This window comes from Roseococcus thiosulfatophilus, assembly GCF_017311575.1.
Lineage (GTDB): Bacteria > Pseudomonadota > Alphaproteobacteria > Acetobacterales > Acetobacteraceae > Roseococcus > Roseococcus thiosulfatophilus.
On sequence record NZ_JAFFQY010000063.1, the window covers coordinates 131,903 to 158,045 of the forward strand.

24 protein-coding genes and 4 tRNA genes are annotated in these 26,143 nt (G+C 70.8%); 25 read left to right on the plus strand and 3 right to left on the minus strand.

The features are described 5' to 3' along the window. Window positions 1–76 precede the first annotated feature (76 nt). Complete coding sequence (locus JTN19_RS18675; protein ID WP_206935773.1) at window positions 77–952, minus strand: helix-turn-helix domain-containing protein; 876 nt, start codon at window positions 950–952, stop codon at window positions 77–79. Window positions 953–1,226: 274 nt separating this feature from the next. Between JTN19_RS18675 and JTN19_RS18680 the strand changes: the two genes are divergently transcribed. The 15 genes from JTN19_RS18680 to JTN19_RS18750 all read left to right on the plus strand — a co-directional run bounded on the left by JTN19_RS18680 (window position 1,227) and on the right by JTN19_RS18750 (window position 19,297). Continuing rightward, window positions 1,227–2,378, plus strand: coding sequence for an amidohydrolase (locus JTN19_RS18680; protein ID WP_206935775.1), 1,152 nt, complete (start codon window positions 1,227–1,229; stop codon window positions 2,376–2,378). Between the two features lie 5 nt (window positions 2,379–2,383). Then, on the plus strand, window positions 2,384–2,983 hold the full coding sequence (locus JTN19_RS18685) for a cysteine dioxygenase family protein (RefSeq protein WP_242531281.1): 600 nt from the start codon (window positions 2,384–2,386) through the stop codon (window positions 2,981–2,983). Window positions 2,984–2,987: 4 nt separating this feature from the next. Continuing rightward, window positions 2,988–4,421, plus strand: a complete 1,434-nt coding sequence (locus tag JTN19_RS18690) for an FAD-binding oxidoreductase (protein WP_206935776.1) — start codon at window positions 2,988–2,990, stop codon at window positions 4,419–4,421. A gap of 33 nt (window positions 4,422–4,454) precedes the next feature. Then, window positions 4,455–5,585 carry an LPS export ABC transporter permease LptF gene (gene lptF / locus JTN19_RS18695; protein WP_206935777.1) on the plus strand — a complete coding sequence of 377 codons (1,131 nt, stop codon included), beginning with the start codon at window positions 4,455–4,457 and terminating at the stop codon, window positions 5,583–5,585. Window positions 5,586–5,598: 13 nt separating this feature from the next. Further along, window positions 5,599–6,723, plus strand: a complete 1,125-nt coding sequence (lptG, locus tag JTN19_RS18700; protein WP_206935778.1) for an LPS export ABC transporter permease LptG — start codon at window positions 5,599–5,601, stop codon at window positions 6,721–6,723. A gap of 1 nt (window position 6,724) precedes the next feature. After that, window positions 6,725–9,109, plus strand: coding sequence for an LPS-assembly protein LptD (locus tag JTN19_RS18705; RefSeq protein ID WP_242531282.1), 2,385 nt, complete (start codon window positions 6,725–6,727; stop codon window positions 9,107–9,109). A 56-nt stretch (window positions 9,110–9,165) separates the two neighbouring features. Continuing rightward, window positions 9,166–10,515, plus strand: a complete 1,350-nt coding sequence (locus JTN19_RS18710; RefSeq protein ID WP_206935779.1) for a peptidylprolyl isomerase — start codon at window positions 9,166–9,168, stop codon at window positions 10,513–10,515. Then, complete coding sequence (rsmA, locus tag JTN19_RS18715) at window positions 10,499–11,368, plus strand: 16S rRNA (adenine(1518)-N(6)/adenine(1519)-N(6))-dimethyltransferase RsmA (RefSeq protein ID WP_206935781.1); 870 nt, start codon at window positions 10,499–10,501, stop codon at window positions 11,366–11,368. Before JTN19_RS18710 ends, rsmA begins: the two co-directional genes overlap by 17 nt. 20 nt (window positions 11,369–11,388) lie before the next feature. Further along, the gene (locus JTN19_RS18720) at window positions 11,389–12,270 is read left to right on the plus strand and encodes an MBL fold metallo-hydrolase (RefSeq protein ID WP_206935783.1); all 882 of its coding nucleotides are present in this window, start codon (window positions 11,389–11,391) and stop codon (window positions 12,268–12,270) included. A gap of 93 nt (window positions 12,271–12,363) precedes the next feature. Then, window positions 12,364–13,344 (plus strand): RluA family pseudouridine synthase, encoded by a 981-nt coding sequence (locus JTN19_RS18725; RefSeq protein WP_206935787.1) that lies wholly within the window; start codon window positions 12,364–12,366, stop codon window positions 13,342–13,344. Then, the gene (locus JTN19_RS18730; protein ID WP_206935789.1) at window positions 13,341–15,644 is read left to right on the plus strand and encodes an AsmA family protein; all 2,304 of its coding nucleotides are present in this window, start codon (window positions 13,341–13,343) and stop codon (window positions 15,642–15,644) included. Before JTN19_RS18725 ends, JTN19_RS18730 begins: the two co-directional genes overlap by 4 nt. 101 nt (window positions 15,645–15,745) lie before the next feature. Continuing rightward, window positions 15,746–16,447, plus strand: coding sequence for an ATP12 family chaperone protein (locus JTN19_RS18735; RefSeq protein WP_206935791.1), 702 nt, complete (start codon window positions 15,746–15,748; stop codon window positions 16,445–16,447). Continuing rightward, entirely contained in the window at window positions 16,444–16,719 is a 276-nt protein-coding gene (locus JTN19_RS18740; protein WP_206935794.1) for an acylphosphatase, read from the plus strand. Before JTN19_RS18735 ends, JTN19_RS18740 begins: the two co-directional genes overlap by 4 nt. A 234-nt stretch (window positions 16,720–16,953) precedes the next feature. Beyond that, window positions 16,954–18,291, plus strand: coding sequence for a DEAD/DEAH box helicase (locus tag JTN19_RS18745; protein ID WP_206935796.1), 1,338 nt, complete (start codon window positions 16,954–16,956; stop codon window positions 18,289–18,291). A 52-nt stretch (window positions 18,292–18,343) separates the two neighbouring features. Continuing rightward, window positions 18,344–19,297 (plus strand): D-2-hydroxyacid dehydrogenase, encoded by a 954-nt coding sequence (locus tag JTN19_RS18750; protein WP_206935799.1) that lies wholly within the window; start codon window positions 18,344–18,346, stop codon window positions 19,295–19,297. Here the strand turns inward: JTN19_RS18750 and lipB are convergent. After that, the gene (gene lipB / locus JTN19_RS18755; RefSeq protein WP_206935802.1) at window positions 19,291–19,950 is read right to left on the minus strand and encodes a lipoyl(octanoyl) transferase LipB; all 660 of its coding nucleotides are present in this window, start codon (window positions 19,948–19,950) and stop codon (window positions 19,291–19,293) included. The genes JTN19_RS18750 and lipB overlap by 7 nt on opposite strands. 49 nt (window positions 19,951–19,999) lie before the next feature. Between lipB and JTN19_RS18760 the strand changes: the two genes are divergently transcribed. From JTN19_RS18760 to nusG, 8 genes are all read left to right on the plus strand, one after another. Continuing rightward, window positions 20,000–20,085 (plus strand) — tRNA-Leu (locus JTN19_RS18760). A gap of 25 nt (window positions 20,086–20,110) precedes the next feature. Beyond that, window positions 20,111–21,292 carry a polysaccharide pyruvyl transferase family protein gene (locus tag JTN19_RS18765; protein WP_206935805.1) on the plus strand — a complete coding sequence of 394 codons (1,182 nt, stop codon included), beginning with the start codon at window positions 20,111–20,113 and terminating at the stop codon, window positions 21,290–21,292. A gap of 24 nt (window positions 21,293–21,316) precedes the next feature. Then, a tRNA-Tyr gene (locus JTN19_RS18770) sits at window positions 21,317–21,399 on the plus strand. A gap of 76 nt (window positions 21,400–21,475) precedes the next feature. Beyond that, a tRNA-Gly gene (locus JTN19_RS18775) sits at window positions 21,476–21,549 on the plus strand. Between the two features lie 74 nt (window positions 21,550–21,623). Then, on the plus strand, window positions 21,624–22,811 hold the full coding sequence (tuf, locus tag JTN19_RS18780) for an elongation factor Tu (protein WP_206935809.1): 1,188 nt from the start codon (window positions 21,624–21,626) through the stop codon (window positions 22,809–22,811). 56 nt (window positions 22,812–22,867) lie between these two features. Next, window positions 22,868–22,944: transfer RNA gene (locus tag JTN19_RS18785), tRNA-Trp, on the plus strand. Window positions 22,945–23,037: 93 nt separating this feature from the next. Continuing rightward, window positions 23,038–23,229 (plus strand): preprotein translocase subunit SecE, encoded by a 192-nt coding sequence (secE, locus tag JTN19_RS18790; RefSeq protein ID WP_206935811.1) that lies wholly within the window; start codon window positions 23,038–23,040, stop codon window positions 23,227–23,229. A gap of 23 nt (window positions 23,230–23,252) precedes the next feature. Next, window positions 23,253–23,789, plus strand: coding sequence for a transcription termination/antitermination protein NusG (nusG, locus tag JTN19_RS18795; RefSeq protein WP_184385283.1), 537 nt, complete (start codon window positions 23,253–23,255; stop codon window positions 23,787–23,789). A 47-nt stretch (window positions 23,790–23,836) separates the two neighbouring features. Here nusG and JTN19_RS18800 read toward each other — a convergent pair whose 3' ends face one another. After that, complete coding sequence (locus JTN19_RS18800) at window positions 23,837–24,718, minus strand: EamA family transporter (RefSeq protein ID WP_206935813.1); 882 nt, start codon at window positions 24,716–24,718, stop codon at window positions 23,837–23,839. 257 nt (window positions 24,719–24,975) lie between these two features. Between JTN19_RS18800 and rplK the strand changes: the two genes are divergently transcribed. Next, window positions 24,976–25,410, plus strand: a complete 435-nt coding sequence (rplK, locus tag JTN19_RS18805) for a 50S ribosomal protein L11 (protein WP_206935816.1) — start codon at window positions 24,976–24,978, stop codon at window positions 25,408–25,410. Window positions 25,411–25,413: 3 nt separating this feature from the next. Further along, window positions 25,414–26,112 (plus strand): 50S ribosomal protein L1, encoded by a 699-nt coding sequence (gene rplA, locus JTN19_RS18810; RefSeq protein ID WP_206935819.1) that lies wholly within the window; start codon window positions 25,414–25,416, stop codon window positions 26,110–26,112. The last annotated feature ends 31 nt before the right edge of the window (window positions 26,113–26,143 follow it).

A 26,143-nucleotide genomic window follows, 5' to 3' on the forward strand; every position in this document is an offset into this window, starting at 1 on the left:
TTCACGCAGCCTGCTCCAGCCTTCCTTGAGAGCGGGATTCAACGTCTTCGGTGATTCCACCTCAACGCATCCCGCGCTAGGCTCGGCTGCGCGCCAGCAATTCCCGCACGCGCTCCGCGGCCGCGGCCCCCTTCATGGCGTCGCGCCACATGGCCTCCGCCACGCGCTGGTGCACGGCCACGCCCTCCTCCGCCGCGGTGATGCCGGCCACGCCGGGGATGGCCGCGGGCGGGGTATCGGCGGCGATGGGCGCCGTGACGACATGGGCGCGGTCCCGGCCGCGCAACACCATGAAGGACCCGCTGGGCTGGGGCCCGGTGGCCAGGCCGATCTGCAGGCCGATGGGCACGTTCTCCATCAGGCGGGCGAGGTTCTCGGCCTCATGCCGGGCGGCCTCGCGGCAGCGGGTGCGCGTCGCCTCGGGCACCTGCAGGCCGGGGGCCACGCCCTCTTCCAGGAAGCGCAGCAGCGCCGATTCGCTCAGCACCGCCGTCAGGTTGGGCCGCTTCTGGGCATAGGCCCGCTTGCGGGCCGCCAGCGTGGCCAGTGACTGCTCCACCGCCGCGATCTGCACCAGGCGGTCCGCGCCGGCGGCGATGGCCTGGGTCCAGGCCTCGGCCAGCGCGCCGTCGAAGGCCTCGCCCGTGATGGGGAGGCTGTAGGCCTCGCCCACCAGCAACATCTGGTCAGCCTGTTCCTCCAGGCCGCGCAGCCGCTCCTGGAAGGCGCCGGGACGGGCGAAATACTCGATGCCGATGCCGAGCAGCGACAGGGGCGAGACCTTCAGCAGTTCCGCCAGCCGGCGGATGGTCTCCAGCTTGATGACCTCGCCCTTCTCATAGCGATAGAGCGCCGCACGGGAGACACCGAGGCGCGCCGCGATCTCCTCGGCGCGCATGCCGGATTCCATGCGGTAGGCCCGCAACTGCTGTCCGATGTCCGCGAACTTCATTCCCGCCTGTGCCTCGTCCTGACTGCTATCCGGCGGCGTGCCCGTCCGGAGGGGCAAGACCGTCCCGAAACTCCCCGATCCGGACATCCATGGGCGTCGAGGCGCGCCATTTTTCAACCCAGGGTCGGTAATCCTTTTAAGATAACATCGAAGCCGGCGAGAGAGAATGCCGTTTCAGCAAGCCTGCCTCAAAAATGGTATGGGTCGCGCTGGCCGCCGCCTTTGCCGCCAGGGCCGATTTCAGCAGCCGGCGATCTGCTCTAAGCTTTGTGTCATGAACGGTTCCCTGCACGAAGCCGCCACGGCCTGGCGGCGGCATCTCCACGCCAATCCGGGGCTGACGCTCGACGAGGGCGAGACCGCCGCCTTCGTCGTGGAACAGCTCCGCGCCATCGGCGTGGCGGAGATCGAGACGGGGGTGGGCGGGCATGGCGTGGTCGCCACCCTGCGCCGGGCCGGCGGCAACCGCTCGGTCGGGCTGCGGGCGGACATGGACGCCCTGCCCATCCAGGAACTGGACGAGACGCTGCCCTGGCGCAGCCGCAAGCCCGGTGTGATGCATGCCTGCGGCCATGACGGCCACACGGCCTCGCTGCTCGCCACCGCGGCCCTGCTGCACCAGGACACGGGCTGGAGCGGCACCATCCGCCTCGTCTTCCAGCCGGCCGAGGAAGGGGGCGGGGGCGCGCGCTCCATGATCCAGGACGGGCTGTTCCGGCGCTTCCCGATGGAGCGCATCTTCGGCTGGCACAACTGGCCGGGGCTGGAGGCGGGCACCGTCGCCATCCATCCGGGGCCCGTCATGGCCGCCGGCGCGCGGTTCGAGCTGGTCTTCGACGGCCATGCCGGCCATGCGGCGCTGCCGCACATGACGCGTGACCCGGTGCTGGGCATGGGGCATGCCATCGTGGCCTTGCAATCCATCGTCTCGCGCGCGGTGGACCCGGTGAAGTCCGGCGTGGTCAGCATCACCGTGGCCGAGGGCGGCACCGCCACCAACCAGGTGCCCGCCCGCGCCCTGATCCGCGGCACCGCCCGCTGGCTGGACGAGGCGGTGGGCGACCTGATCGAGGCCCGCATGCGCGAGATCGGCCAGGGCATCGCCGCCACCTATGGCCTGTCCTGCGAGGTGATGTTCCGACGCGGCGTGCCCGTCACCATCAACCACGCGGCCGAGGCCGAGACGGCCGCCGCGGCCGCCGCCAGCGTCACCGCCATCCGCCGCGACATGGCCCCCGCCATGACCGGCGAGGATTTCGCCTGGTTCCTGAAGGAGGTGCCCGGCGCCTTCGTCTGGATCGGCAATGGCCCGGCCGACAATGGCCGGGAGCTGCACCACCCCGCCTATGACTTCAACGACGCCATCATCCCCACCGTCGCCAACTACCTGGCGACCGTGGCCAAGCGCGCGCTCACGGAGGGCTGACGCCCATGCCCGATATCTCCCGCCTGCGAGACTTCATCCAGTCCATGACCCGGCTGGCCGACCGCTCGCCCTCCGAGGCCGAATGGCTGGAGGAGGGCGGCGCCCTGCTCAAGGGCCTGATTGCCCAGGATGACTGGCTGCCCGAGGCCCTGGCCGAGCCCGGCCCCACCTACCGCCAGTACCTGCTGCATTGCGACCCGCTGGAGCGCTTTTCCGTGGTCAGCTTCGTCTGGGGCATTGGCCAGCGCACGCCCATCCACAACCACAAGGTCTGGGGGCTCGTCGGCATGCTGCGCGGCGCTGAGGTCAGCACCACCATGCACCCCGAGCCCGGCCGGCCCATGCGGGCGGGCCAGGTGGACCATCTCGCCCCGGGCGAGGTGGTCGGCGTGGGCAGCGGCGAGGATGACGCGCATTGGGTGACCAACGCGCTGACCGACCGCGCCTCCATCTCCATCCATGTCTATGGCGGCAACATCGGCGCCATCGCCCGCCACACCTTCGACGCCGAGACCAGCGCGCAGAAGCCCTTCATCTCGGGCTACACCAATGCGGTGGTGCCGAACCTCTGGGACCGCTCGGCCGAACTGGCCCCGGCGCGCTGACACCATGCCCGACGACCTGCACGCCCTGCCCCCGCTCGACGCGCTGCGCGCCATTCTGGGCCCCGCCGGCCTGCTGACGGCGCCGGAGGACCTCGCCCCCTACCTGTCCGACTGGCGCGGCCTCTACACCGGCGAAGCCATGGCGCTGCTGCGTCCGGCCAGCACGGAAGAGGTCTCGGCCTGCGTGGCGCTCTGCGCGAAGCATGGCATCGCCATCATTCCGCAGGGCGGCAACACCTCCATGGTGGGCGGCGCCACCCCGGAATCGCGGCCGGGGCAGGTCATTCTCAGCCTCGCCCGGATGAACCGGGTGCGGGAGGTGGACGCGCTCGACATGACCATGACGGTCGAGGCCGGGCTGGTCCTGACCCGCGCGCAGGAGGTGGCGGCGGAGCATGGCTGCCTGTTTCCGCTCAGCCTGGGGGCGGAGGGTTCGGCCATGATCGGCGGGCTGCTCTCCACCAATGCGGGCGGCAACACCACGGTCCGCTACGGCAATGCGCGGGAATTGATGCTGGGGCTGGAGGTGGTGCTGCCCGATGGCGGCATCATCCATGGCCTGCGGCGCCTGAGGAAGGACAACACCGGCTACGCGCTGCGCCACCTCTTCGTGGGCGCCGAGGGCACGCTGGGCATCATCACGGCCGCCGTGCTGCGGCTGTTTCCGGCCCCGCGCGAGACCGTGACCGCCCTCTGCGCCGTGCCGAGCGAGGATGCGGCCCTCTCCCTCTTCCGCCGCTTCCGCGCGGCCGATGAGGGCGCGGTGCGGGCCTTCGAATACATGTCGGGCACGGGCATGGAGATGGTGTTCAAGACCATCGAGGGCACGGCCCTGCCGCTGTCCAACCCCGTGAACCACTATGTGCTGGTGGACCTGACGGCCAGCCGGGAAGGGGCGGGGCTGCGGGCCCTGGCGGAGCAGGTGCTGGAGGCGGCCCTCATCGAGGGCGAGATCGAGGACGCCATCCTCGCCGAATCCGAGGCCCAGCGCGCCAGCCTCTGGCGCCTGCGCGAGGAGCACCCCGAGGCCCAGAAGCGCACCGGCGCCAATGTGAAGAATGATGTCTCCGTGCCCGTCTCGAAGGTGCCGGAGATGATCCGCCGCTGTTCCGACGCCCTGCGCGAGATGATCCCAGGCAGCCGCCCCGTGCCCTTCGGGCATCTGGGCGATGGCAACATCCACATGAACCTGGTCCAGCCCGAGGGCATGGACCCCGCGGCCTTCCTGGACCGTTCGCATGACATCATGGACTGCGTGAACGCCATCGTGCGCGACCTGGGCGGCAGTTTCTCGGCCGAGCACGGGGTGGGCCGGCTCAAGACCGACATGATGGAGGAATGGCGGGGCGGGGCGGAACTCGCCGCCATGCGCGCCATCAAGGCGGCGCTCGACCCCCGGGGCCTCATGAATCCGGGGAAGGTCCTTCCCGGCGGATGACCGCGGCGCCGTCCGCTGGTAGACCATCCGGGCATGAGGCGCATTGACCGCTACATCGTCCGCCAACTGGCGCTGACCCTGTTCGCCGTGACCGTGGGCCTCGCCGCGCTGGTGTGGCTCACGCAGTCATTGCGATTCATCGAGTTGGTGCTGGATCGCGGCCTGTCCTTCTGGGTCTTCCTGGAACTGACGGGCCTGCTGCTGCCGGGCTTCTTCGGGCTGATCCTGCCCATCACCACCTTCGTGGTGGTGCTTTTCACCTATGTGCGCCTGGCGGGCGACCGCGAGCTGGTGGTGATGCGCGCCGCCGGCCTGTCCAACTGGCAGCTCTCCCGGCCCGCCATGGCGGTGGCCACGGGGGCCATGCTGCTGTGCTATTTGCTGAATCTCTGGCTCACGCCGCTCGCCCAGCACGCCTTCCGGGAATGGCAGTTCGAAATCCGCAACCAGATGGCCGGGCTGCTGCTCCAGGATGGCGTGTTCAGCCAGCTGGGCGGGGAGCTGATGGTCTATGCCCGCGCCCGGGACGGGGCCAACAATCTCTTCGGCATCCTCGTGCACGACACGCGCGAGCAGGGGGTGCCCGTCACCATCATCGCGGAGACGGGGCGGCTGACCTCCACCCCCCAGGGGCCGCGCGTCACCCTCATCAACGGGCAGCGCCAGCAGGTGGAGATGGTCCGGGGTGCCGATGGCGTCACCCGCCCGCGCCTGACCACCCTCTCCTTCGCCGAGAACAGCCTCGACCTCGCCCGCACCAGCCGCGTGGAGGGCGACCGTTTCCGCAACGCCCATGAACGCAGCCTGATGGAATTGCTGGACCCCGATGACGACGTGTCCGACCGCGACCGCCGCCGCTACCGCGCCGAGGCGCACCAGCGCCTGGCCAACCCGCTGACGGCCATCGGCCTCGCGCTGCTGGCACTGGCCGTGGCGCTGACGGGGGAGTTCCGGCGTTTCGGCGGCGGGTTCCGGCTTTTCGTGGGATGCGGGGTGATGGTGGCGCTGCTGGCGCTGGGGTTGACGCTGGGCAGCGCGGCGGCGCGGCAGAATTCGCTACTTCCGCTGGTCTGGCTGCATGCCATCGTCCCCGGGCTGGTCTCGGTCTGGATCATCGCGGGGTTGCCGGGCCTGGGCGGGAGGCTGCGTTCATGGGCGCGCTGAACGGGGGCGTGGCATGACGCCGGCCATCACCTTCACCCTTTATATCGCGCGGCGCTTCCTGGGTTCGGCGCTGATCCTGCTGGTGGCGCTGACGCTGCTGGTCTCGCTGTTCGACTTTGTGGAGCTGCTGCGCCGCGCGGCCGGGCGGCCCGAGGCCAATTTCGGCATCGTGGCCACCATCGCCGCCCTTCGCATGCCCTTCATCGCCATGCAGTTGCTGCCCTTCGCCATCCTGCTCGGGGGCATGCTGGCCTTCTGGCGGCTGGCCCGCGGTTCGGAACTGATCGTGGCACGGGCCGCTGGCATCTCGGCCTTCGCCTTCCTGGCCGGGCCCACGGCCGTCGCGCTGCTGACCGGCATCACGGCCATCACCGCCATCTCGCCGCTCTCCTCGGCCATGCTGGCGCGGGCGGAGCGGCTGGATGCGTCCTTCCTGCGGGCGGGCGGCGGGGTGACCGCGCTCGCCGGCGGCCGACTGTGGCTGCGGCAGGCCGATGCGGGGATCGAGCCCGGGGGCCTCGCCATCCTGACCGGCCGGCCCGCCCGGCTGCTCGGCACCGACCGGGCCGATTTTGTGATGACCGAGGTGACCGTCTGGCGCCTTTCCCGCCAGGATCAGCCCTTGCAGCGCCTGGAGGCGCCAAGGGCACGCCTGACGGGCGGAAACTGGCTGCTGGAAGACGTCACCATGTTCCAGACGGGACGCCCCCTGCCCAGCCAGCACCCGAGCATCACCCTGCCCACCATCCTGACGCCGGACCGCATCGAGGACAGCGTGGCCTCGCCCGACACGCTCTCCTTCTGGGCGCTGCCGGGCTTTATTGAGCTGCTGGAGCAATCGGGCTTCTCGGCGCTGCGGCACCGGCTGCAGCTGCATTCGATGCTGAGCACGCCCTTCCTGGCGGTGGCCATGGCGCTGCTGGCCGCCGGCTTCTCCATGCGGCATTCGCGCCAGGGCGGGGCGGCGGCCGCGATCGCGACCGGGGTCGCGGCGGGTTTCGCCCTTTATGTCCTTGACCGCGTGACCGGGGAATTCGGCGAGGCGGGGTCGCTGCCCGTCTGGCTGGCCGCCTGGGCCCCCACCGCGACCGGCCTTCTGTTGGCGCTGGCGCTGCTTCTGCACCTGGAGGAAGGCTGACATGGCACAACCACCGCGGGTGAGCAGCCATCTGCCGCGCTTCGCCTCCCGCCGGGACCGGCGGCGGGCCCGTGGCGCCTGGCGCCAGGCGCTGCGCCGGGCAGGGGGGACGCTGGCGCTCGCGCTCTTCGCCATGCTGGCCACCACGGGCCAGGCGCAGCAAGGCGCATCGCCGCCCGCGGCCACCACGCCCGCGGCCGTCACCCAGGCACCCACTGCCGGCATTCCCGGCCTGCGGGTGGACCAGGACGCGCCCGTCGTGTTCACCGCCGACGAGGTGGAGTTCAACCAGCAGACCGGCGTCGTCACCGCGCGCGGCCGCGTCGAGGCCTGGCAGGGCGAGCGTTTCGTCCGCGCCGACACCTTCATCCATGACCGCAACACCGGCGTGACCATCCTGCGCGGCAATGTCCAGCTGCTGGAGGCCGATGGGCAGGTCTTCTACGCCGAGGAAGCCGAGCTGGCCGACCAGTTCCGCGACGGCGTGCTGCGCGAGATCCGCGCGCGGCTGGTCCAGAATGCCCGGGTGGCCGCGACGGGCGCGCGGCGCAGCGGCGGCGAGGTCACGGATCTGGCGCGGGTGGTCTATTCCGCCTGCAACCTCTGCGAGACGGACCCGACGCGCCCGCCGCTGTGGCAGCTGCGGGCCCGCCTCGCCACGCAGGACCGGCGCACCGAGCGCATCTCCTACCGCGACGCGGTGGTGGAGGTGGGCGGCGTACCGGTGCTCTACACGCCCTTCTTCTCGCATCCGGACCCGCAGACGCCGCGCTCCTCGGGCTTTCTCTTTCCCGCCTTCGGCTACACCCGTTTCCTGGGCGCCTTCGCCTCCGTGCCCTATTTCTGGGCGATTGACGGGCAGCAGGACCTCACCGCCACCCTGACCCAGGGCAGCGAGGTCCTGCCCAACCTCGACCTGACCTATCGCCGCCGCTTCAACAATGGCGAGGTGAACCTCCAGGGTTCCATCGGCTACCTGCGGCGCGACACGCTGCGGCGGCTGAGCGACTTCGGTCAGACACAGGATGAGCAGGTGGCGGGCCATGTCGCGGCCCGGGGGCGCTTCCACCTGACCGAGAACTGGCGCGTGGGCTTCGACATCAACCGCGCCAGCAGCGAAGGTTATCTCCGCACCTATCGCCTGGGGCTGCAGCGGGTGCTGGTCAGCCAGGTCTATGCCGAGGGGTTCTGGCGCACGGAGCACTACGCGCGCATCGATGCCCGCGCCTACCAGGGCCTGCGGACGCTGGAGGATACGCGCCTGCTGCCGGTGGTGGCGCCCAACGCCTTCTATGAATACGCACCGCGCCAGACGGTGCTGGGCGGGCACCTCACGTTCGACATGGGCGCGCTCTCGCTCACGCGGCCGGTGGGCAGCGCCACCCAGCGCCTGGCCAGCCGCCTGGCCTGGGAGCGCCCGATGCTCGGGCCGCAGGGCGATATCTGGACCATCCGCGCCCAGACCGACCTGCGCGCCTACCACGCCGATGGCCAGCAGAACGCCCCGGGCCTGCTGCCCGACGCCAATGGCACGCGTGGCGACGCGAACCTCCGCCTGGCGCTTGATTGGCGCATGCCGCTGGTGCGTCCCGTCGGCATCTGGGGCCAGCAGCTGCTGGAGCCGCGGGTGCAGGTCGTCACCGGCCCCGCCACCGGGCGGCAGCTGCGCTTTCCCAATGAGGACAGCGTGGATTTCGAATTCACCGACGCTAACCTCTTCCAGCTGAACCGCTTCACCGGCCGGGACCGGCAGGAGGGGGGCACGCGCGTGGATGCGGCGTTGCGCGCCTCCTGGCTCTTCCCCAATGGCGGCCGGGTGGAGGGCCTCGCCGGCCGTTCCTTCCGCTTCCAGGACAGCAACATCTTCCCCGCCAATTCCGGGCTGGAGCGCCGCGAATCCGACTGGGTGGGCCGGGCCGCCTTCGCCCCCGTGCCCTGGTTCGAGGTGATGGGGCGGACGCGCCTCGACGGCCGTTCCGGCAACCACCGCGCCAGCGACGCGGTGCTGGCCACCTCGCTCGGCCGCATCGGGGTGCTGGACAATGTGGTCCTGACCGCCAGCTACCTCGACCAGCCGCGCCAGGCCTTCTTCGCGGACGACCCCGGGCGGCGGGAGGTGGGCATGGGGCTTGGCGCGGAGTACCGCACCCGCGCGGGCGGCGTGTGGCGGGCCAGCGGTTCCATGCAGCTCGACCTGCGGACCGAGCGCCCCGCCTGGCTTCTGGGCACCGCGGGCTATGAGGATGAATGCTGCATCATCCAGGCGCAGTTCCAGCGCCGCTTGGGCTTCAACCCCATCACCAACGACCCGTATCGCGGCAACACCGCGCTGCTGTTCCGCATCGCCTTCAAGACCGTGGGTGACTTCAGCCTGCGCGCGCTGTGACCGGGGCGCGCGGTGCTTTCCACCGGAGGCGAAACCGCTCTATGACGGCAGCCGACATGCGCCGCACACCGACACCCCGCCCCAATCTCCTCCGCTGGGGCCCCGCCCGGATGGCCGCCCTCGGCCTGGGTGCCGCCCTGGCCCTGGGGGTGGTGGCCAGCCCCGCCGCCGCCCAGCGCGCGCCTGCCGCCCAGGCCGCGCCCGGCAACATGAACCGCATCCTGGCCGTGGTGAACGGCGATGTGGTGACGCAGATGGAGGTCGCCTCGCGCGCGCGCCTCTTCGCGCTCAACATCGGCATGGCCGGTGGGCAGGAGGCCATCAGCCGGCTGGAGCCGCAGATGCTCCGCCTGCTGATTGATGAGCGCCTGCGCATGCAGGAGGTGCAGCGCCGCGGCATCCCGGTCAGCGACCAGGACATCCTGGAATCCATCACCGACATCGAGCGCCGCAACAACCTTCCCGCGGGCGCGCTGGTCGCACAGCTTCAGCGCATGGGCGTGCAGCCGCGCGTGCTCTACGACCAGATCCGCGTGCAGATCGGGTGGGGGCGCCTGCTGCGCCAGGGCCTGGGCGACCAGGCCCAGGTTTCCGACGCCGAGGTGGCCGAGGCCATCGCCGCCCGCCGCGCCCGCGCCGGGACGCCCGAATACCTGGTCGCCGAGATCTTCATCCCGGTCGAAAACCCGGATGTCGAGGCCGAGACCCAGCGCTTCGTGCAGGAGATCATCAACCAGCTCCGCCGCGGCTCTCCCTTTCCGGTTGTCGCCACGCAGTTCAGCCAGGCGCAATCGGCCCTGCAGGGCGGCGACCTGGGCTGGGTGGTGCCCGAGCGGCTGGACCCCGAGGTGGCCGAGATCGTCACCCAGATGCCCCCCGGCGCCATCAGCAATCCGGTGCGCGTGGCCGGCGGCTTCCAGATCGTGACGCTGCGGGCCCGGCGCGAGGCGGGGCAGGCGGCCCAGGTCTCGACCATGGTGTCGCTGCGACAGATCTTCCTGCCCTTCACCGAGCGGCTGGACCCGAACAACCCCACCGACCAGCAGCGCGCCACCCTGGAGCGCGCGCAGCGCCTGCAGGGCGCGACCCGCGGCTGCACGGCGGCCGAGGCGTTGCCCCGCACCAGCGACCGTCCGCTGGACCCGGGCGCCATTCGCCTCGAAGGCGTGAACCCGCCGCCCCTGCGCCAGGTGCTGGCCTCCCTGCCCATCGGCCGTTTCAGCGAGCCCCTGATCGCCCCCGATGGCATCCTGCTGCTGATGGTCTGCGGCCGCGAGCGGCAGGAGGAGGAGCAGTTCACCCCCGAGATCGCGCGCCAGACCATCCTGCGCGACCGCGTGGAGCTGGTCGCGCGGCAATTGCAGCGGGAGCTGCGGCGCCGCGCCATCATTGACCAGCGCGTCTGACGCCGCGGGGGCGCTGACCCCGCTTGGCGAGGTCGTTCGCCGTTTCGGCCTCGATGCGCGGAAGGCGCTGGGCCAGCATTTCCTGCTGGATGAGGCCGTGTGCCGCCGCATTGCCCTGCTGCCCGGCGACCTGGCCGGCCGGCACGTGCTGGAGGTGGGGCCAGGGCCGGGCGGGCTGACCCGCGCGCTGCTGGCGCATCCGCTGGCGCATCTCACCGCCGTGGAACTGGATGAGCGCGCGCTGGCCGCCCTGGCCGAGGTGGAGGCCGCGCATCCGGGCCGGCTGACCGTGCTGCGGCAGGACGCGCGGCACTTCCATGGCGCCACGGAGCTCCCCGCCCCCCGCCAGGTGGTGGCGAACCTGCCCTACAATGTCGGCACGCCCCTGCTGATCGGCTGGCTGCGCGAGGCCGCCGCCTGGGAGCGCCTGACGCTGATGTTCCAGGAGGAGGTGGCCTTCCGCATCACCGCCGCCCCGGGGACGGAGCATTACGGGCGGCTCGCGGTGCTGTCGCAATGGGTGGCGTCCTGCGCCATTGGGCTGCGCCTGCCGCCGGGTGCCTTCCGCCCGCCGCCCAAGGTGCATTCGGCCGTGGTGGTGCTGACACCCCATGCCGAGCAGCCACCGCCGGAACTCTTCCGCGCCATGGAGCGCATCACCGCCGCCGCCTTCGGGCAGCGGCGCAAGATGCTGCGCGGCGCCCTCAAGCCGCTCGGCCAGGCGGAGGCGCTGCTGGCTGCCTGCGGCATCGCGCCCGAGCGCCGGGCGGAGGAACTGCCCGTTTCCGCCTTCGACGCGCTGGCACGCGCATGGCTGGCGCGCGGCGAAGAGGCAGGCCAAGCTACCCCCTGAAACAACGGGGGAATGACGCCATGAAGCGGCTGCAACTGGGCGATGTGACCATCACGAGCCTGATCGAGCGAGACGGCCCCTGGCGCACCCCGCAGGAATTCTTCCTGGGCTGGAACGCCGAGGCCCAGGCCGACAACATGGCGGGGCTGGAGCCCGAGGTCTTCGACCGCGCCAGCGGCAAGATGGTCATCACCTACCAGACCTTCGTGGTCCGCACGCCGAAGCATGTGATCCTGGTGGACACCTGCACCGGTGAGCACAAGGGCTACCCGCCGCCCATGGACTTCCCCAAGCAGCCCTGGATGGACGCGCTGACCGCCGAGGGCCTGACGCCCGAGGATGTGGACTACGTCTTCTGCACGCACCTGCACATTGACCACAGCGGCTGGAACACCAAGCTGGTGGATGGCCGCTGGGTGCCGACCTTCCCCAACGCCAAATACATCTTCCACAAGGGCGAATATGCCGCCTGGGAGGCGCTGGACGCCCAGGGCGTCGAGAAGGCCGGCGGCGCGGGCGGCGTGTGGCGCATGAACTGCCTGCCCATCGTCGAGGCCGGCCAGGCGCTGCTGGTGGATGAGAGCTACACGCTGGATGACTGCCTCAGCCTGATCCTGACGCCCGGCCACACCCCCTGCCATTGCTGCGTGAAGATCGAGAGCCGGGGACAGCGCGCCATCATCGCGGGCGACATGATGCACCACCAGTTGCAGTGCACGGACCCCTCGCTGTCCACCATTTTCTGCTGGGACCCGAAGCAGGCCGAGGCCTCGCGCCGGCGGGTCTTCGAGGAGGTCGCGGACACGCCCACGCTGATGCTGCCCATCCATTTCGCGCACCCGACGGTGGGGCGGCTGAAGGGCGCCGAGCGCGGGTTCAAGTGGGAGTTCGTGCGGGAGTGATGGCGGCGGGGGAAAGGGCTTTCGCCCTGGCGCGCGGCTGATTCACGCCTTCGGCGATACCGCCGAAGGCGATCAGACGCTAAACCCCACCCCATGTCCTTCGCCACCCTGACCGTCCCGCCCGCCGAGGCGGACACCCGCCTCGACCGCTGGCTCCGCCGCCGCTACCCGGCCCTTACCCAGGGCGCGCTGCAAAAGATGCTCCGCACCGGGCAGATCCGGGTGGATGGCAAGCGCGCCGAGGCCAATACGCGCCTCGCCGCCGGGCAGGAGGTGCGCCTGCCCCCCATGCCCGACACGCCCGCGCCGAAGGCCGAGCCGCGCCCCATCCCGGAGGCCGCCGCGCGCGAACTCCAGGCGCGCGTGCTGTATCGGGACGCCAGCGTGATCGTGCTGGACAAGCCGCCGGGCCTGGCCGTGCAGGGCGGGCCCGGCATCACGAAGCATCTGGACGGCATGCTGGACGCGCTGGCCTTCGACGGCGAGCGCCCGCGCCTGGTGCACCGGCTGGACCGTGACACCTCGGGCGTGCTGCTGCTGGCCCGGACGGTCCAGGCGGCGGCCTTCCTCGCCAAGGCCTTCCGCGGCCGCGATGTGGAGAAGACTTACTGGGCCGTGGTGGTCGGCGAACCCCTGCACCACGCCGGCACGATCGAGATGCCGCTGATGAAGGAAGGCGGTGGCGGGCGGGAGCGCGTGGTGGCCGCCCCCCCGGGCGCGCGGGGCCCGGACGTGGTTCGCTCCACCACCGAATACCGCCTGCTGGACGTGGCCAAGCGCCGCGCCGCCCTGCTGGAGATGAAGCCGCACACCGGCCGCACCCACCAGCTGCGCGTCCACTGCGCCACCGCCCTCAGCACGCCCATCCTGGGCGATGGAAAATATGGCGGTGCGGCCGCGCATCTCGAGGGGCTGTCAGGCAGTTTGCACCTGCACGCCCGCGCCTTGCGGGTGCCGCACCCTGATGGCGGGGTGCTCGAGGCCATGGCCGCGCCCCCGCCGCACATGGAGGAAACCATGCGCTTCCTGGGCTTCGACAACCCCGCCCCCAAGCCCCCCCGGCGCCTCGCATGAAGAAATTTCTGATCGGCCTGCTGGCCGTGGTCGTCGCGCTGCCGCTGCTGGCGGTGGCGGGCTTCATGCTGTTCTTCGACGCCGATGCCTTCCGCCCGCGCGCCGAACGCGCGGCGAGCCAGGCGCTGGGCCATCCGGTCCGCATCGAGGGGCCGCTGACGCTGCGCCCGGCCCTGACGCCCAGCCTGGGCGCCAGCCGCATCACGGCCACGGGGGCCGATGGCGCGCCCATCCTGTCCATCGAGGATGCCACGCTGCGCCTCGCCATCCTGCCGCTGAGCCGTGGCCATGTGGAAGTGGACCGGCTGGAACTGACGGGCGGCGTGCTGCGCCTGGATGCCAATGCCTGGGCGCGTGCCGCCGCGCCCGAGGCCGCCGTGCCCGCGCCGGCGCCCGGCGAAGCACGGGAGCCCATGACGCTCGACCTGCGCGCCGCCCGCCTCGCGGATTGGCGGGTGACCCATGGCGGCGAGACCTTCACCCTGGCCGAGGCGACCCTCACCAGCCCCTCGGCCGGCGCGCCGCTGGCCCTGGCCGCGCGCGGTGAATGGCGGGCCACGCCGCTGGTCCTGGAAGGGGAGGTGGCCCCGCCCCAGGCCTGGATGGGCGCGGGCGAGGCCCCCTTCGCGCTGAACCTCACCGCCGCCGGGGCGCGGCTTTCCGTCGAAGGCCAGCGCCGTGGTGCCGTGGTTCAGGGGCGTATTGCGGGAGAAGTTCCGGCCCTGGCCGCCCTCTCGCCGCTGGTCGGGCAGCCGCTGCCGGCGCTGACCGGTGTCTCCCTGCGCGCCGAGGGCGGGCTGGGGGAGGGGCCGCCCCGCTTCAGCAACCTCGAGCTCCGCGCCACGGGGGGCGAGGTCATGGGCGTCACCCTCGCCGCGCTGGAGCTGCGCCTGCCCGCGCCGGACGCGCCGCTGGAAGGCAATGCCCGCCTCGCTTGGCGCGGCGCGCCGCTGGAGGTCGCGCTGCGTGCCCCGCCCGCCGCCCTCATGGCTGGTGGCCCCGCCGAGGTCACGGCGCGAGTGGCCTCCGGCCAGGCGGTGATGACGGTGGCCGGCAATTGGCCCCAGGCGCTGCGGTTGGAGGCGGATGTGCCGGAGCTCGCCGCCCTGTCGCCGCTGGCGGGTCGGCCGCTGCCGCCGGTGACCGGCCTCGCGCTCCGGGCGGACCTGACGGTGCGCGGGCAGGAGGGCGTGTCCATCAGCCAGTTCACCGCCGAATCCTCGGCGGGTGACCTGGCAGGCTCGCTACAGTTGGGCTGGGCCGACCGGCCGCGCATGCGGGGGCAGGTCCAATCGCGGCGGCTCGACCTGGGGGCATTGCGGCTGCCGGCCGCCCCGGCGGGTGCGGGTGTGCCCGCGCCCGCCGCGCCGGCCCCCACCCCGGCGGAGCCGGCGCGGCTGATCCCGGCCACGCCGCTCGACCTCGCCTTCCTGCGGGGTTTCGACGCCGACCTGCGCTTCACCCTGGCCGAGCTGGTGCAGCCCGGCCTGGCCGCCACCGCCGTCGAGGGCCGCTTCGTGAACGCGGCGGGCGAGGCGCGGCTGAACCCCTTCGCCGCGAATGTGCCCGGCGGGCGGCTCACGCTGAGGGTGGCGGCCGATGCGCGCGGGCAGGTGCCGCTGGTGCAGGTGTCCGGGGGCGGGCAGGGACTCGACCTCGCGGCGCTGCTCGCTTCCATCGGCACCCAGGCGCCCACGGGCGGGCGGGCCGATCTCGAGATGGATCTGCGCGGGCAGGGGGCCGAGCTGCGCGCCCTGGCGGCAACGCTGACGGGGCATCTGGGCGTGGCCGTCATTGACGCCCGGCTGGGCGGCGGGCTGGGCCAGACCTTGCAGCAGCTCACGCCGCTGCTGGCCCCCGGCGCGCCGCTGGCCTGCCTCGCCTTCCGCACCGATGTGGAGCAGGGGCTGGCGCGGGTGACGACGCTGTTCCTTGACGGCGCGGCGGGGCGCGTGGCGGGGGAGGGGACGATTCGTCTCTCCGACGAGGTGCTGGCCATGCGCCTGCTGACTGACCTGCGCGTGGCCGGGCTGCGCGTCCGTGCCCCTGTGCCGCTGACCGGGCGGCTGATGGCGCCCCGGCTGGAGGGGGCGGGCCTCATCGCCGGCGCCCTGGGCGGTGGCGGCATGCCCTCGCTGCCCGATTGCGCCACCACGCTGCGCATCGCGCGTGGCGGGCGGGATGGGCCGGTGCCCGCCAACCCCACGCCCGCCACCACCGAGACCGCGCCGGCCGAGGGCGCCATCCCGGGTGCGCCCCCGGCGGTGAACGAGCTTTTGCGCGGTTTCCTGCGGCGTTAGGCCGTGATCCACCTGGATGGATCACGGCCTCGCTTTGTTTCAGCGACTGATTCACCGCTCCGGCGATTCCGCCTCCGCGGATCAGACGCTAGGATGAGCGCATGAAGCGTTTCTGGGACCATGCCTCGGTCGTGCCCGCGGCGGAGGGTTTCGCCGTGCATCTCGACGGCAAGCCGGTGCGTCTGCCGGGTGGCGGGACGCTGGCCGTGCAGACCCGCGCGCTGGCCGAGGCGCTGGCCGCCGAATGGCAGGCCGCCGGCGGCGCCCGCGATGGCGAGATGAGCTGGGAGGACGTGCCGCTCTCGCGCCTCATCGGCACCGCGGCGGAGCGCATCGCGCCCGCGCCGGAGGCCACCATGCTGGCCATCGCCAAGTATGGCGAGACCGACCTGCTCTGCTACCGCGCCGAGGATCCGGTGCTGGCCGCCCGCCAGCATGCGGGCTGGCAACCCTGGCTCGACTGGTCGGCCGAGGTGCTGGGCGCGCGGCTGGCGGTGACGGATGGGCTGATGCCCGTGGCGCAGGAACCCGTGGCCCTGGCCGCCCTGGCCCGCGCGGTGGCGCGGCTTGACGCGCTGCGGCTGTCCGCCCTGGGCGTGCTGGTGCCGGCGCTGGGCAGCCTGGTGCTGGGCCTGGCCGTGCAGCGCGGCGCCCTGGCCGTGGAGGAGGCGCATCGCCTTTCCATCCTGGATGAGCTGTTCCAGGAGGAGCAATGGGGCCTCGACTGGATGGCCGAGGAACGGCGGGAGAAGGTGGCGACCGACCTGCGCCTCGCCGTGCGGCTGCTGGAACTGGCGCCGTGACCGCCCTGCGGCTGCGCATCACGGGCCGCGTGCAGGGGGTGGGCTTCCGCGACTGGCTGCTGGCGGAGGCGGAGCGGCACGGGCTATCCGGCTGGGTCCGCAACCGTGCCGACGGCACGGTCGAGGCCTTGCTGGCGGGCGAGACGCCGGCGGTGCAGGCGGTGGTCTCGGCCTGCCGGCTGGGGCCGCCGCTGGCGCGTGTGACCGCCATCGAGGAGAGCTTCGCCGAACCCCCCGGCGAGCCAGGATTCCAACGCCTTCCGACACTTTAACCTCGAGACCCCTTGCTTTTTTTGCTGCGATGCATCATGTGTCCGGCGTCAGCGGGGAAGCACCCCGCCCGGATCCGGCCGCGTGAGCGGCGCCGTGCCACGGCCCTTATCGTGGCGCACCAGGCAGCCGAACTGCCGGATTCCCGATGCTCTCTCCCGGATCAGCCCAGCCACGCGGGGTGTCCACCCTGAACTTCGCGGCCCGTGACGCGGCGCCGCGCTGCTGGATTTATCATGACCACTTTCGCTGAAATGAACCTCAACCCGCTGCTGCTGCGCGCGCTGGAAGAGGCCGGTTACACCGCCCCCACCCCCATCCAGACCAAGGCCATCCCGACCGTGCTGTCGGGCCGTGACGTGCTGGGCATCGCCCAGACCGGCACCGGGAAGACCGCCGCCTTCGCCCTGCCCATCCTGCACCGCCTGGCCGAGACGCCCGGCCGCCCGCCCAAGGGCGGCTGTCGCGTGCTGGTGCTGAGCCCGACGCGCGAGCTGGCCAGCCAGATCGCCGACAGCTTCAAGGCCTATGGCAAGCACATGGGCTTCTCCGTCGCCACCATCTTCGGCGGCGTGGGCCATGCACCGCAGCAGCGGGCGCTGGCCCGCGGCGTGGACGTGGTGGTGGCCACCCCCGGCCGCCTGCTGGACCACATGAACAGCCGCGCCGCGCGCCTGGATCACACCCAGATCCTGGTGCTGGACGAGGCCGACCAGATGCTGGACCGCGGCTTCCTGCCCGCCATCCGGCAGGTGGTCCGCGCGGTGCCGACGGACCGCACCACGCTGTTCTTCTCGGCCACCATGCCGCCCGACATCGCGAAGCTCGCGGCCGACATGCTGCGTGAACCCGTGCGGATCGAGGTGACGCCCGTCGCCACCACGGCCGAGCGCGTGAACCAGCGCTGCATCATCCTGGAAGGCGGGCAGAAGCGCGCGACGCTCGCCAAGCTGCTCAAGGAGGATGGCGTGGGCCGCGTGCTGGTCTTCGCCCGCACCAAGCATGGCGCCGACAAGATCGTGAAGTCGCTGGAGCAGGACGGGCTCAGCGCCAACGCCATCCATGGCAACAAGGGCCAGTCCCAGCGTGAGCGCGCCCTGGCCGAGTTCAAGTCCGGCCGCGCGCCCATCCTGGTGGCGACCGACATCGCGGCGCGCGGCATTGATGTGCCGGACGTGACGCATGTCATCCAGCACGAGCTGCCGGAAGTGCCCGAGACCTATGTCCACCGCATCGGCCGCACCGCGCGTGCCGGCGCCTCGGGCCAGGCCATCGCGCTGGTGGCCCCGGACGAGATCGGACTGCTGCGCGCGATCGAGCGCACCACGCGCCAGAAGATCGAGACCTCGGACATCCGCACCGACCGTTCGCGCCCGCTGGATGACCGCGCCACCCCCGCCCGCCCGCAGCGCGGCCGGCCCGGGCCGCAGCGCCCGGCCAAGCCCGCGCCGCGCGGCGACCACCGGGAGGAGCGCAGCTCCGCCCCGCGCAGCTTCGTGAAGCCTGCGGGCAGCGAGGGGCGTCGCCGCCCGGGCGCGCCGCAGCAGCGCGGTTTTCTCGCGCGCGGACCCTGAGGTGACCGCACGGGGCTGATGGCGCTAGCCTGGGCAAAACCCAGGAGACGTCATGGCCCCGCTTCTGCTTCTCTGGCACGACAACACCGCCCCGTATCGCCGCGCCTTGGAAGAGGCCGGCGTGGCGGGGCGTTTCCGCATCCAGGAGCTGAAACGGGCCGAGACGCCTGACGCTGCCCTGCTGGCCGAGGCCGAGGGGCTGCTGGCCTGGGGCGCCCCGCCGGGCCTGTTGGCGCAGATGCCCAAGCTGCGCTGGGTGCAGGCGCTGACGGCCGGCGTGGAGAACTGGATCGGCCGGGCGGACCTCCGTTCCGACGTCACGCTGTGCTGCGCGCGCGGGACCCACCGCGTGCAGATGCCCGAGAACATCCTGGGCGCGCTTTTCCACATCACGAAGCCCTATCACGCCGCCGCCATGGACCAGCGGGAATCGCGCTGGACACGGCGTGTGGCGGCCACCCTGGCGGGAAAGACGCTGGGTATATTGGGCCTGGGTGCCATCGGCGTGGAGCTGGCGCGCAAGGCGGCCGCGCTGGAGATGCGCGTCATCGGCACCCGCCGCAGCCCCGGCGCCGTGCCGCATGTGGAGCAGGTGTTCGGCCCGGACGAGACCGACGCGGTGCTGGCGCAGTCGGACTTCGTGCTGCTGCTGCTGCCCGCCACGCCCGAGACCGACAACCTGATGAACGCCGCGCGAATCGGGCGGATGAAGCGCGACGCTTGGCTGATCAATTTCGGCCGCGGTTCCGCCATCGTGGACGAGGAACTTGTCCAGGCCCTGAAGGACGGCGTGATCGCGGGCGCGGTGCTGGACGTGTTCCGCGAGGAGCCATTGCCCCAGAGCCACCCCTTCTGGACCACCCCCAACTGCGTGGTGCTGCCCCATATCGGCGGGCTGCACCCGGAGCGCGACAAGGTGGTGGCGGCCCTTTTCGCCGAGAATGCGCGCCGCCTGCTGGCGGGCGAGCCGCTGTCCCAGGCGGTGGACCCGAAGCTGGGCTACTGAGCGCTCTCGGGCTCGCCGAACACCTCTCCCCAGGCGGATTTCAGCGCGCTGTCCAGCTCCTCCATGCTGGCCAGCACGCCGAGGTCATGCAGGCTGGTCACCCCATGCTCGCGGATGCCGCAGGGGATGATGCCGCCGAAATGGCTGAGGTCCGGCTCCAGGTTCAGCGCGATGCCGTGCCACGACACCCAGCGGGTGACCCGCACGCCGATCGCGCCGATCTTGCATTCCACACCGCCCGGCTTCACCACCCAGATGCCCACCCGGCCCTCGCGCCGCTCGCCGCGGATGTTGAAGCGGTCCAGCGCGCGGATCATCCATTCCTCTAGGCCATGCACATAGGCGCGCACGTCGCGCGGCTTCACCGTGCCATGCGCCTGCGTCAGGTCCAGCATGACATAGGCGGTGCGCTGGCCAGGTCCGTGGTAGGTCCATTGCCCACCGCGGCCGGCCGCGAAAGCCGGGAAACGGGTCTCCACCAGCTCCTCGGGCTTGGCGCTGGTGCCGGCGGTGTAGCTGGGCGGGTGCTCGACCAGCCAGACGCATTCCGGTGCGGTTCCGGCGCGGATGGCGGCCACGCGGGCCTCCATGGCGGCCAGCGCATCAGGGTAGGGGGTCAGCCCCTCGGAGATGGTCCAGGAGAGATTCGTCATCGGGTCAGTTGAACCGGGCGGGATCATGCGCTACAGCCCCCACCGCGTCGCGGTCATGGCGGAATGGTAGACGCGCTAGCTTGAGGTGCTAGTGGGGGCAACCCCGTGGAAGTTCGAATCTTCTTGACCGCACCATTGCTGCCCGAGGGGGTCCCCCTGGATGCATGTCTTCGTCCTCAATGCCGGTGCCTCCGTGCGGACCGGCCTGGCGGGGGCGGAACTTCGCATTCCCGACCCCGAGGCCTTCTTCGGCGCGCGCGGCATCAACACCGGCGACTTGCTGGTCTATGACGCGACACTGCGGCACCTTGACGCGACCAAGGTCACGCAGCTGGGCTTCGCCGCCGCCGGCGAGCGGAAGCACTGGCCACAGGAACAGCCGGACATCACGATCATCCGCGGCTCCAACTACCTCATGGAGGGGTTGGACTTCGGCCATGTGGTGCCCCTGCTGCGGCACCTGACCGGGCCAGTGGTGGCGCTGGGGGTGGGCGCGCAGGCCGCCTCCTACCGCCGCCTGAGCCTGCCGGAGGGCTCGGTGGCCTTCTGGCGCCTGGTGGCGGAGAAATCCGAGAGCCTCGGTGTGCGGGGCGTGTACTCGGCCGAGGTGCTGGCGGCGCTCGGCATCCGCAACACGCGCATCATCGGCTGCCCGAGCTTCTACCGCTCCGGCGCGCCCACACGCCCCATCCGTCCCGTGCAGGCCCGGACCGGGCGCCTGGGCCTGACGCTGAACCGGCATCTGCAGGGCGAGTACACGCCGAGCCACGGCCTCTCCCAGATTGCGCAGCGGCGCCTGCTGGCGGAGGTGGCGCGGCGTCCCGGCAGCCGTCTCTACGCGCAGGGCGAGCGGGAGGAGATGTTGCTGGCCCTTGGCGCGCCCACGCTGCGTGCCGGGCGGCTGCGGGAGGTGCTGGGCCTGTATGGCCTCTCGGGTGACGCGCAGGTGGCGCAGCTGCTCGGGCGGCACATGGCGGCCCATATCGACATCGAGAGCTGGGCCGAGGACTTGGCCGCCCATGTGGATGTGGTGCTGGGGCTGCGCCTGCACGGAAACGTGATGGCCCTGCAGCAGGGCATACCCGCCATTCCCATCGTCTATGACACCCGCACGCGCGAGATGGCGGATGTCTTCGATCTCCCCGCGATCGAGATGCAGCTCGCCGGCGCCATGGATCTGGAGGCGATGCTGGAGGGCGCGGATTTCGCGCCCTTCGAGGCGGCCTATGCGCGCAATTTCTCCATCTACCGTGCCTTCCTGGAGGAGAACGGTCTCGCCCATCGCCTTGGCGCGTTGACGGCGCGGCAGCCCGCATTGACAGGGGGCGGCGAAACCGCTTGAAGGCGTCCGCTCTCGCCCGCGTGCGGAGGGGTGCCCGAGTGGCTAAAGGGGACGGACTGTAAATCCGTTGGCTTGCGCCTACGCTGGTTCGAATCCAGCCCCCTCCATATTCCCGGCGCGAGCAGCGGGTGCCGTCCCGATATGGGGTGGCGCTCCTGGCGTGATGCAGGCGTCCGCCTCGGCGCGGGTGTAGCTCAATGGTAGAGCACCAGCCTTCCAAGCTGGCTACGGGGGTTCGATTCCCCTCACCCGCTCCAGGGTGGTGCTCCCGCTGGGTCGCGCTCGCGCGGATGCGGTTTCAGGAACGATCATTCGCGGAGCGGGACCACAGATGGCCAAGGCGAAGTTTGAGCGGAACAAGCCGCACTGCAACATTGGGACGATCGGCCATGTGGACCATGGCAAGACGTCGTTGACGGCGGCTATCACGAAGACGCTGGCGAAGACGGGTGGTGCGACGTTCACGGCGTACGACCAGATCGACAAGGCGCCTGAGGAGCGTGCGCGCGGGATCACGATCTCGACGGCGCATGTGGAATACGAGACGCAGAACCGCCACTACGCGCATGTGGACTGCCCTGGCCACGCGGACTACGTGAAGAACATGATCACGGGTGCCGCGCAGATGGACGGCGCGATCCTGGTGGTGTCGGCGGCGGATGGCCCGATGCCGCAGACGCGCGAGCACATCCTGCTGGCGCGCCAGGTGGGCGTTCCCGCGCTGGTGGTGTTCCTGAACAAGATGGACATGGCGGACCCCGACCTGGTCGAGCTGGTGGAGATGGAGGTGCGCGAGCTGCTGTCCTCCTACCAGTTCCCTGGCGACGACATCCCCATCATCAAGGGCTCTGCGCTGTGCGCGCTGGAGGACAAGCAGCCTGAGATCGGCGAGCAGGCGGTGCTGGAGCTGATGGCGGCGGTGGACAGCTACATTCCGCAGCCGGAGCGCGCGATTGACCGTCCGTTCCTGATGCCGGTCGAGGACGTGTTCTCGATCTCGGGTCGCGGCACGGTGGTGACGGGCCGCGTGGAGCGTGGCGTGATCAAGGTCGGTGAGGAAGTCGAGATCGTGGGCCTGAAGGACACGGTGAAGACGGTCGTCACGGGCGTTGAGATGTTCCGCAAGCTGCTGGACCAGGGCCAGGCGGGCGACAACATCGGCGCGCTGCTGCGCGGCACGAAGCGCGAGGATGTGGAGCGCGGGCAGGTTCTGGCGGCGCCCGGTTCGATCAAGCCGCACTCGAAGTTCAAGGCGGAGGCGTACATCCTGACGAAGGAGGAGGGCGGCCGCCACACGCCGTTCTTCACGAACTATCGTCCGCAGTTCTACTTCCGCACGACGGACGTGACGGGCGTGGTGCAGCTGCCCGAGGGCGTCGAGATGGTGATGCCCGGCGACAACGTCTCGATGGACGTGGAGCTGATCGCGCCGATCGCGATGGATGAGGGGCTTCGTTTCGCGATCCGCGAGGGTGGCCGCACCGTGGGTGCGGGCGTCGTCGCCAGCATTTCGAAGTAAGGCCCGCTTGCGGCGCGGCCGCGCAGGGGGGATAACCCCCGGCGCGGTTGCCGCGGAGGGGTGTAGCTCAATTGGCTAGAGCGCCGGTCTCCAAAACCGGAGGTTGGGGGTTCGAGACCCTCCACCCCTGCCAGATTTGACAGGCTTGGCGGCGGCACGTTGCACAACGGCCGCCGTCATGCTTTCAGAGGCCGCATATTGCGGCGACGTTTCAGGACACAGCACCTTGGCCAGACCCGACCCCGTCCAATTCGTCCGGGAAGTGCGGCAGGAGACCTCCAAGGTCACCTGGCCGACACGCAAGGAGACGCTCATCACCACCGGCCTGGTGCTGGCCCTGTCGGCGCTCGCGGCGGTATTTTTCCTGATCGTGGACCAGATCATCCAGCTCCTGATGGGCTGGGTGTTCGGTCTGTGACAGCGCAAGCGGGGTTCAGGCCGATGGCCGACAAGCGTTGGTATGTGGTGCATGTCTATTCGGGCTTCGAAAAGAAGATCGCCGAGCAGATTCGCGCGCAGGCGGCCAAATCCGGCCTGGCGGACCGGATCGACGACATCCTGGTGCCGACCGAGCAGGTGACCGAGGTGCGCCGCGGCCAGAAGGTGGACGCCGAGCGCAAGTTCTTCCCGGGCTATGTCCTGGTGAAGATGGAAATGACCGACGACACCTGGCACCTGGTGCGCGACACGCCCAAGGTCACGGGCTTCCTCGGCGCGCGCAACAAGCCCCAGCCCATCACCGAGGCCGAGGCGATGCGCATCGTCAACGCCGTGCAGGAGGGGGCCGAGAAGCCCCGCCGCCCCGCGGTGCTGTTCGAGGTGGGCGAGCAGGTGCGCGTCTCCGACGGCCCCTTCACCAGCTTCAACGGCACGGTGGAAGAGGTGGACGAGGAGAAGGGCCGGGTGAAGGTCAGCGTGTCCATCTTCGGCCGCTCCACCCCGGTGGAACTGGAATACGGGCAGGTCGAGAAGCTTTAGGCCTCTCCGACACCCCTTGCCGGGCGCCGTCTTCGGCGGCGCCCGCTTTACGCGGGCCGCCGCCGCGTCTGGCTCCAGCCGATATACAGCCCCGCCCCGCAGATGATGGCCGCCCCCAGCCAGGTCATGCTGTCCGGGAACTCGGTGAACAGCAGCCAGCCCACCGCCACCGATCCCAGCAGCTGGAAATACTGGAAGGGCGAGATGATGTTGGCCGGCGCATAGCCGAAGGCCCGCGCCACGCAGTAGTGGCCGAGCGCCCCCAGCACCCCCACCCCGATGAACAGCCCCACATCCAACAGGCTCGCGGGCGTCAGCCAGACGAACGGCAGCACCACCAGCATGCCGAAGCCGCCCACGAAGGCGGAATAGAGGGCGGAGGTCTCAGGCGAGTCCGAACTCGCGATCAGCCGCGTCAGGATCTGGTAGACGCCATAGGCGGTGGCGCTGGTCAGGATGAAGAGCGAGGCCCAGTGGAACAGCGCCGTTCCGGGCCGGATCACCACCAGCACGCCGACGAAGCCGATCAGCAGCGCGATGACGCGGCCCCAAGTGGTTCGCTCCTTCAGGATGGGCCAGGCCAGCAGCGCCACGATCAGTGGTGCCGCCAGCGAGATGGCGGCCGCCTTGGCCAGCGGAATGAACGCGATGGCATAGAAGAAGCAAAGGTTGGACGTGAACAGCATGGAGGACCGCGCCAACTGCAGCCCCGGCCGCTTGGTGCGGAACAGCGCCAACCCCATGCGCGGCATGAAGAGGGCGGAGAGGAACAGGATATGCCCGAAGGCCCGCGCCCAGGAGATCTGCAGGGAGGAATAGTCCTGCCCCAGCAGCTTCGCGAAGCCCCCCATGACGGGAAACAGCAACCCCGCGGTGACCATGAAAAGGATGCCGACGAGAATGCGGGACGGGGGGGCGATGCTACTCACCGCCGCAGGATGGGGCCGGGTCGCGGGCCGCGTCCAGGGCAGGGGGGCGGGATGCGACCCATGCGCTGGACGAGGGGCACGCATTCCGTGCCCCGGGCGGGGATGGACACCCTTGGGATTCCGCGCTACGCGCCCCGCTTCAACCCCGGAGGCCACGCCGCCGGGGTGGAGAAACGCGGGAGGTTGTCCTCGCCCCACTTGGCGGGGGGCCGCTGGCACCGCGGGTCTCTCACAACGCGAGAGGACTGAACAGGTTCATGGCAAAGAAGATCGCAGGCTACATCAAGCTGCAGATCCCGGCCGGCAAGGCGAACCCGTCGCCGCCGGTGGGCCCGGCGCTGGGTCAGCGCGGGCTGAACATCATGCAGTTCGTGAAGGAATTCAACGCGGCGACGCAGCAGATGGAGCCGGGCACGCCGACGCCCGTCGTCATCACCGCGTACACGGACCGCACCTTCTCCTTCATCACGAAGACCCCGCCCAACACCTACTTCCTGCTGAAGGCGGCGAAGATCGAGAAGGGCAGCACTACCCCCGGCAAGGGCGCGATGGTGGGCCGCGTGACGAAGTCGCAGCTGCTCGAGATCGCCAAGGTCAAGATGAAGGACATGAACTGCGTGGACGAGGAAGCCGCGGTTCGCATGCTGGCCGGTTCCGCCCGTTCCATGGGCATGACCGTGGTGGAGGGCTGAGCCATGGCCAAGATGACCAAGCGCATGAAGGCCCTGTCCGCCCAGGTGGATGGCGCCAAGCTCTACCCGCTCGAGGAAGCCATCGCCCTGGCCAAGGCCAATGCGAAGGCCAAGTTCGACGAGAGCATCGAGATCTCGATGAACCTCGGCATTGACCCGCGCCATGCCGACCAGATGGTCCGCGGCGTGGTGGGCCTGCCCAATGGCACCGGCAAGTCGGTCCGCGTGGGCGTCTTCGCCCGCGGCCCGAAGGCCGAGGAGGCGCTGGCCGCCGGCGCCGACGTGGTGGGCGCCGATGACCTCGCCGCCGCCGTGCAGGAAGGCAAGATCGACTTCGACCGCTGCATCGCGACGCCGGATATGATGGCGCTCGTCGGTCGCCTCGGTAAGGTGCTGGGCCCGCGCGGCCTGATGCCCAACCCGAAGCTCGGCACCGTCACCATGGACGTAAAGGGTGCCGTGACCGCCGCCAAGGCTGGCCAGGTGGAGTTCCGCGCGGAGAAGGCTGGCATTGTCCACGCCGGCATCGGCAAGGCGAGCTTCGACGCCGACAAGCTGCTGGACAACGCCCGCGCCTTCGTGGACGCCATCCAGAAGTCGCGCCCCACGGGCGCCAAGGGCACCTATGTGAAGAAGGTGGCCGTGTCCTCCACCATGGGTCCGGGCGTGAAGGTGGACGTGTCCACCATCGGCGCGGGCTGAACGGAATTCGGCCCGGCCCTCCGGGGCCTGG

What these genes read in the sequence shown, in the direction of transcription:
- JTN19_RS18675 (WP_206935773.1), bottom strand. Translation starts at nt 952, where the DNA reads ATGAAGTTCGCGGACATCGGACAGCAGTTGCGGGCCTACCGCATGGAA.
- JTN19_RS18680 (WP_206935775.1), top strand. Translation starts at nt 1,227, where the DNA reads ATGAACGGTTCCCTGCACGAAGCCGCCACGGCCTGGCGGCGGCATCTC.
- JTN19_RS18685 (WP_242531281.1), top strand. Translation starts at nt 2,384, where the DNA reads ATGCCCGATATCTCCCGCCTGCGAGACTTCATCCAGTCCATGACCCGG.
- JTN19_RS18690 (WP_206935776.1), top strand. Translation starts at nt 2,988, where the DNA reads ATGCCCGACGACCTGCACGCCCTGCCCCCGCTCGACGCGCTGCGCGCC.
- lptF (WP_206935777.1), top strand. Translation starts at nt 4,455, where the DNA reads ATGAGGCGCATTGACCGCTACATCGTCCGCCAACTGGCGCTGACCCTG.
- lptG (WP_206935778.1), top strand. Translation starts at nt 5,599, where the DNA reads ATGACGCCGGCCATCACCTTCACCCTTTATATCGCGCGGCGCTTCCTG.
- JTN19_RS18705 (WP_242531282.1), top strand. Translation starts at nt 6,725, where the DNA reads ATGGCACAACCACCGCGGGTGAGCAGCCATCTGCCGCGCTTCGCCTCC.
- JTN19_RS18710 (WP_206935779.1), top strand. Translation starts at nt 9,166, where the DNA reads ATGCGCCGCACACCGACACCCCGCCCCAATCTCCTCCGCTGGGGCCCC.
- JTN19_RS18720 (WP_206935783.1), top strand. Translation starts at nt 11,389, where the DNA reads ATGAAGCGGCTGCAACTGGGCGATGTGACCATCACGAGCCTGATCGAG.
- JTN19_RS18725 (WP_206935787.1), top strand. Translation starts at nt 12,364, where the DNA reads ATGTCCTTCGCCACCCTGACCGTCCCGCCCGCCGAGGCGGACACCCGC.
- JTN19_RS18730 (WP_206935789.1), top strand. Translation starts at nt 13,341, where the DNA reads ATGAAGAAATTTCTGATCGGCCTGCTGGCCGTGGTCGTCGCGCTGCCG.
- JTN19_RS18735 (WP_206935791.1), top strand. Translation starts at nt 15,746, where the DNA reads ATGAAGCGTTTCTGGGACCATGCCTCGGTCGTGCCCGCGGCGGAGGGT.
- JTN19_RS18745 (WP_206935796.1), top strand. Translation starts at nt 16,954, where the DNA reads ATGACCACTTTCGCTGAAATGAACCTCAACCCGCTGCTGCTGCGCGCG.
- JTN19_RS18750 (WP_206935799.1), top strand. Translation starts at nt 18,344, where the DNA reads ATGGCCCCGCTTCTGCTTCTCTGGCACGACAACACCGCCCCGTATCGC.
- lipB (WP_206935802.1), bottom strand. Translation starts at nt 19,950, where the DNA reads ATGACGAATCTCTCCTGGACCATCTCCGAGGGGCTGACCCCCTACCCT.
- JTN19_RS18765 (WP_206935805.1), top strand. Translation starts at nt 20,111, where the DNA reads ATGCATGTCTTCGTCCTCAATGCCGGTGCCTCCGTGCGGACCGGCCTG.
- tuf (WP_206935809.1), top strand. Translation starts at nt 21,624, where the DNA reads ATGGCCAAGGCGAAGTTTGAGCGGAACAAGCCGCACTGCAACATTGGG.
- nusG (WP_184385283.1), top strand. Translation starts at nt 23,253, where the DNA reads ATGGCCGACAAGCGTTGGTATGTGGTGCATGTCTATTCGGGCTTCGAA.
- rplK (WP_206935816.1), top strand. Translation starts at nt 24,976, where the DNA reads ATGGCAAAGAAGATCGCAGGCTACATCAAGCTGCAGATCCCGGCCGGC.
- rplA (WP_206935819.1), top strand. Translation starts at nt 25,414, where the DNA reads ATGGCCAAGATGACCAAGCGCATGAAGGCCCTGTCCGCCCAGGTGGAT.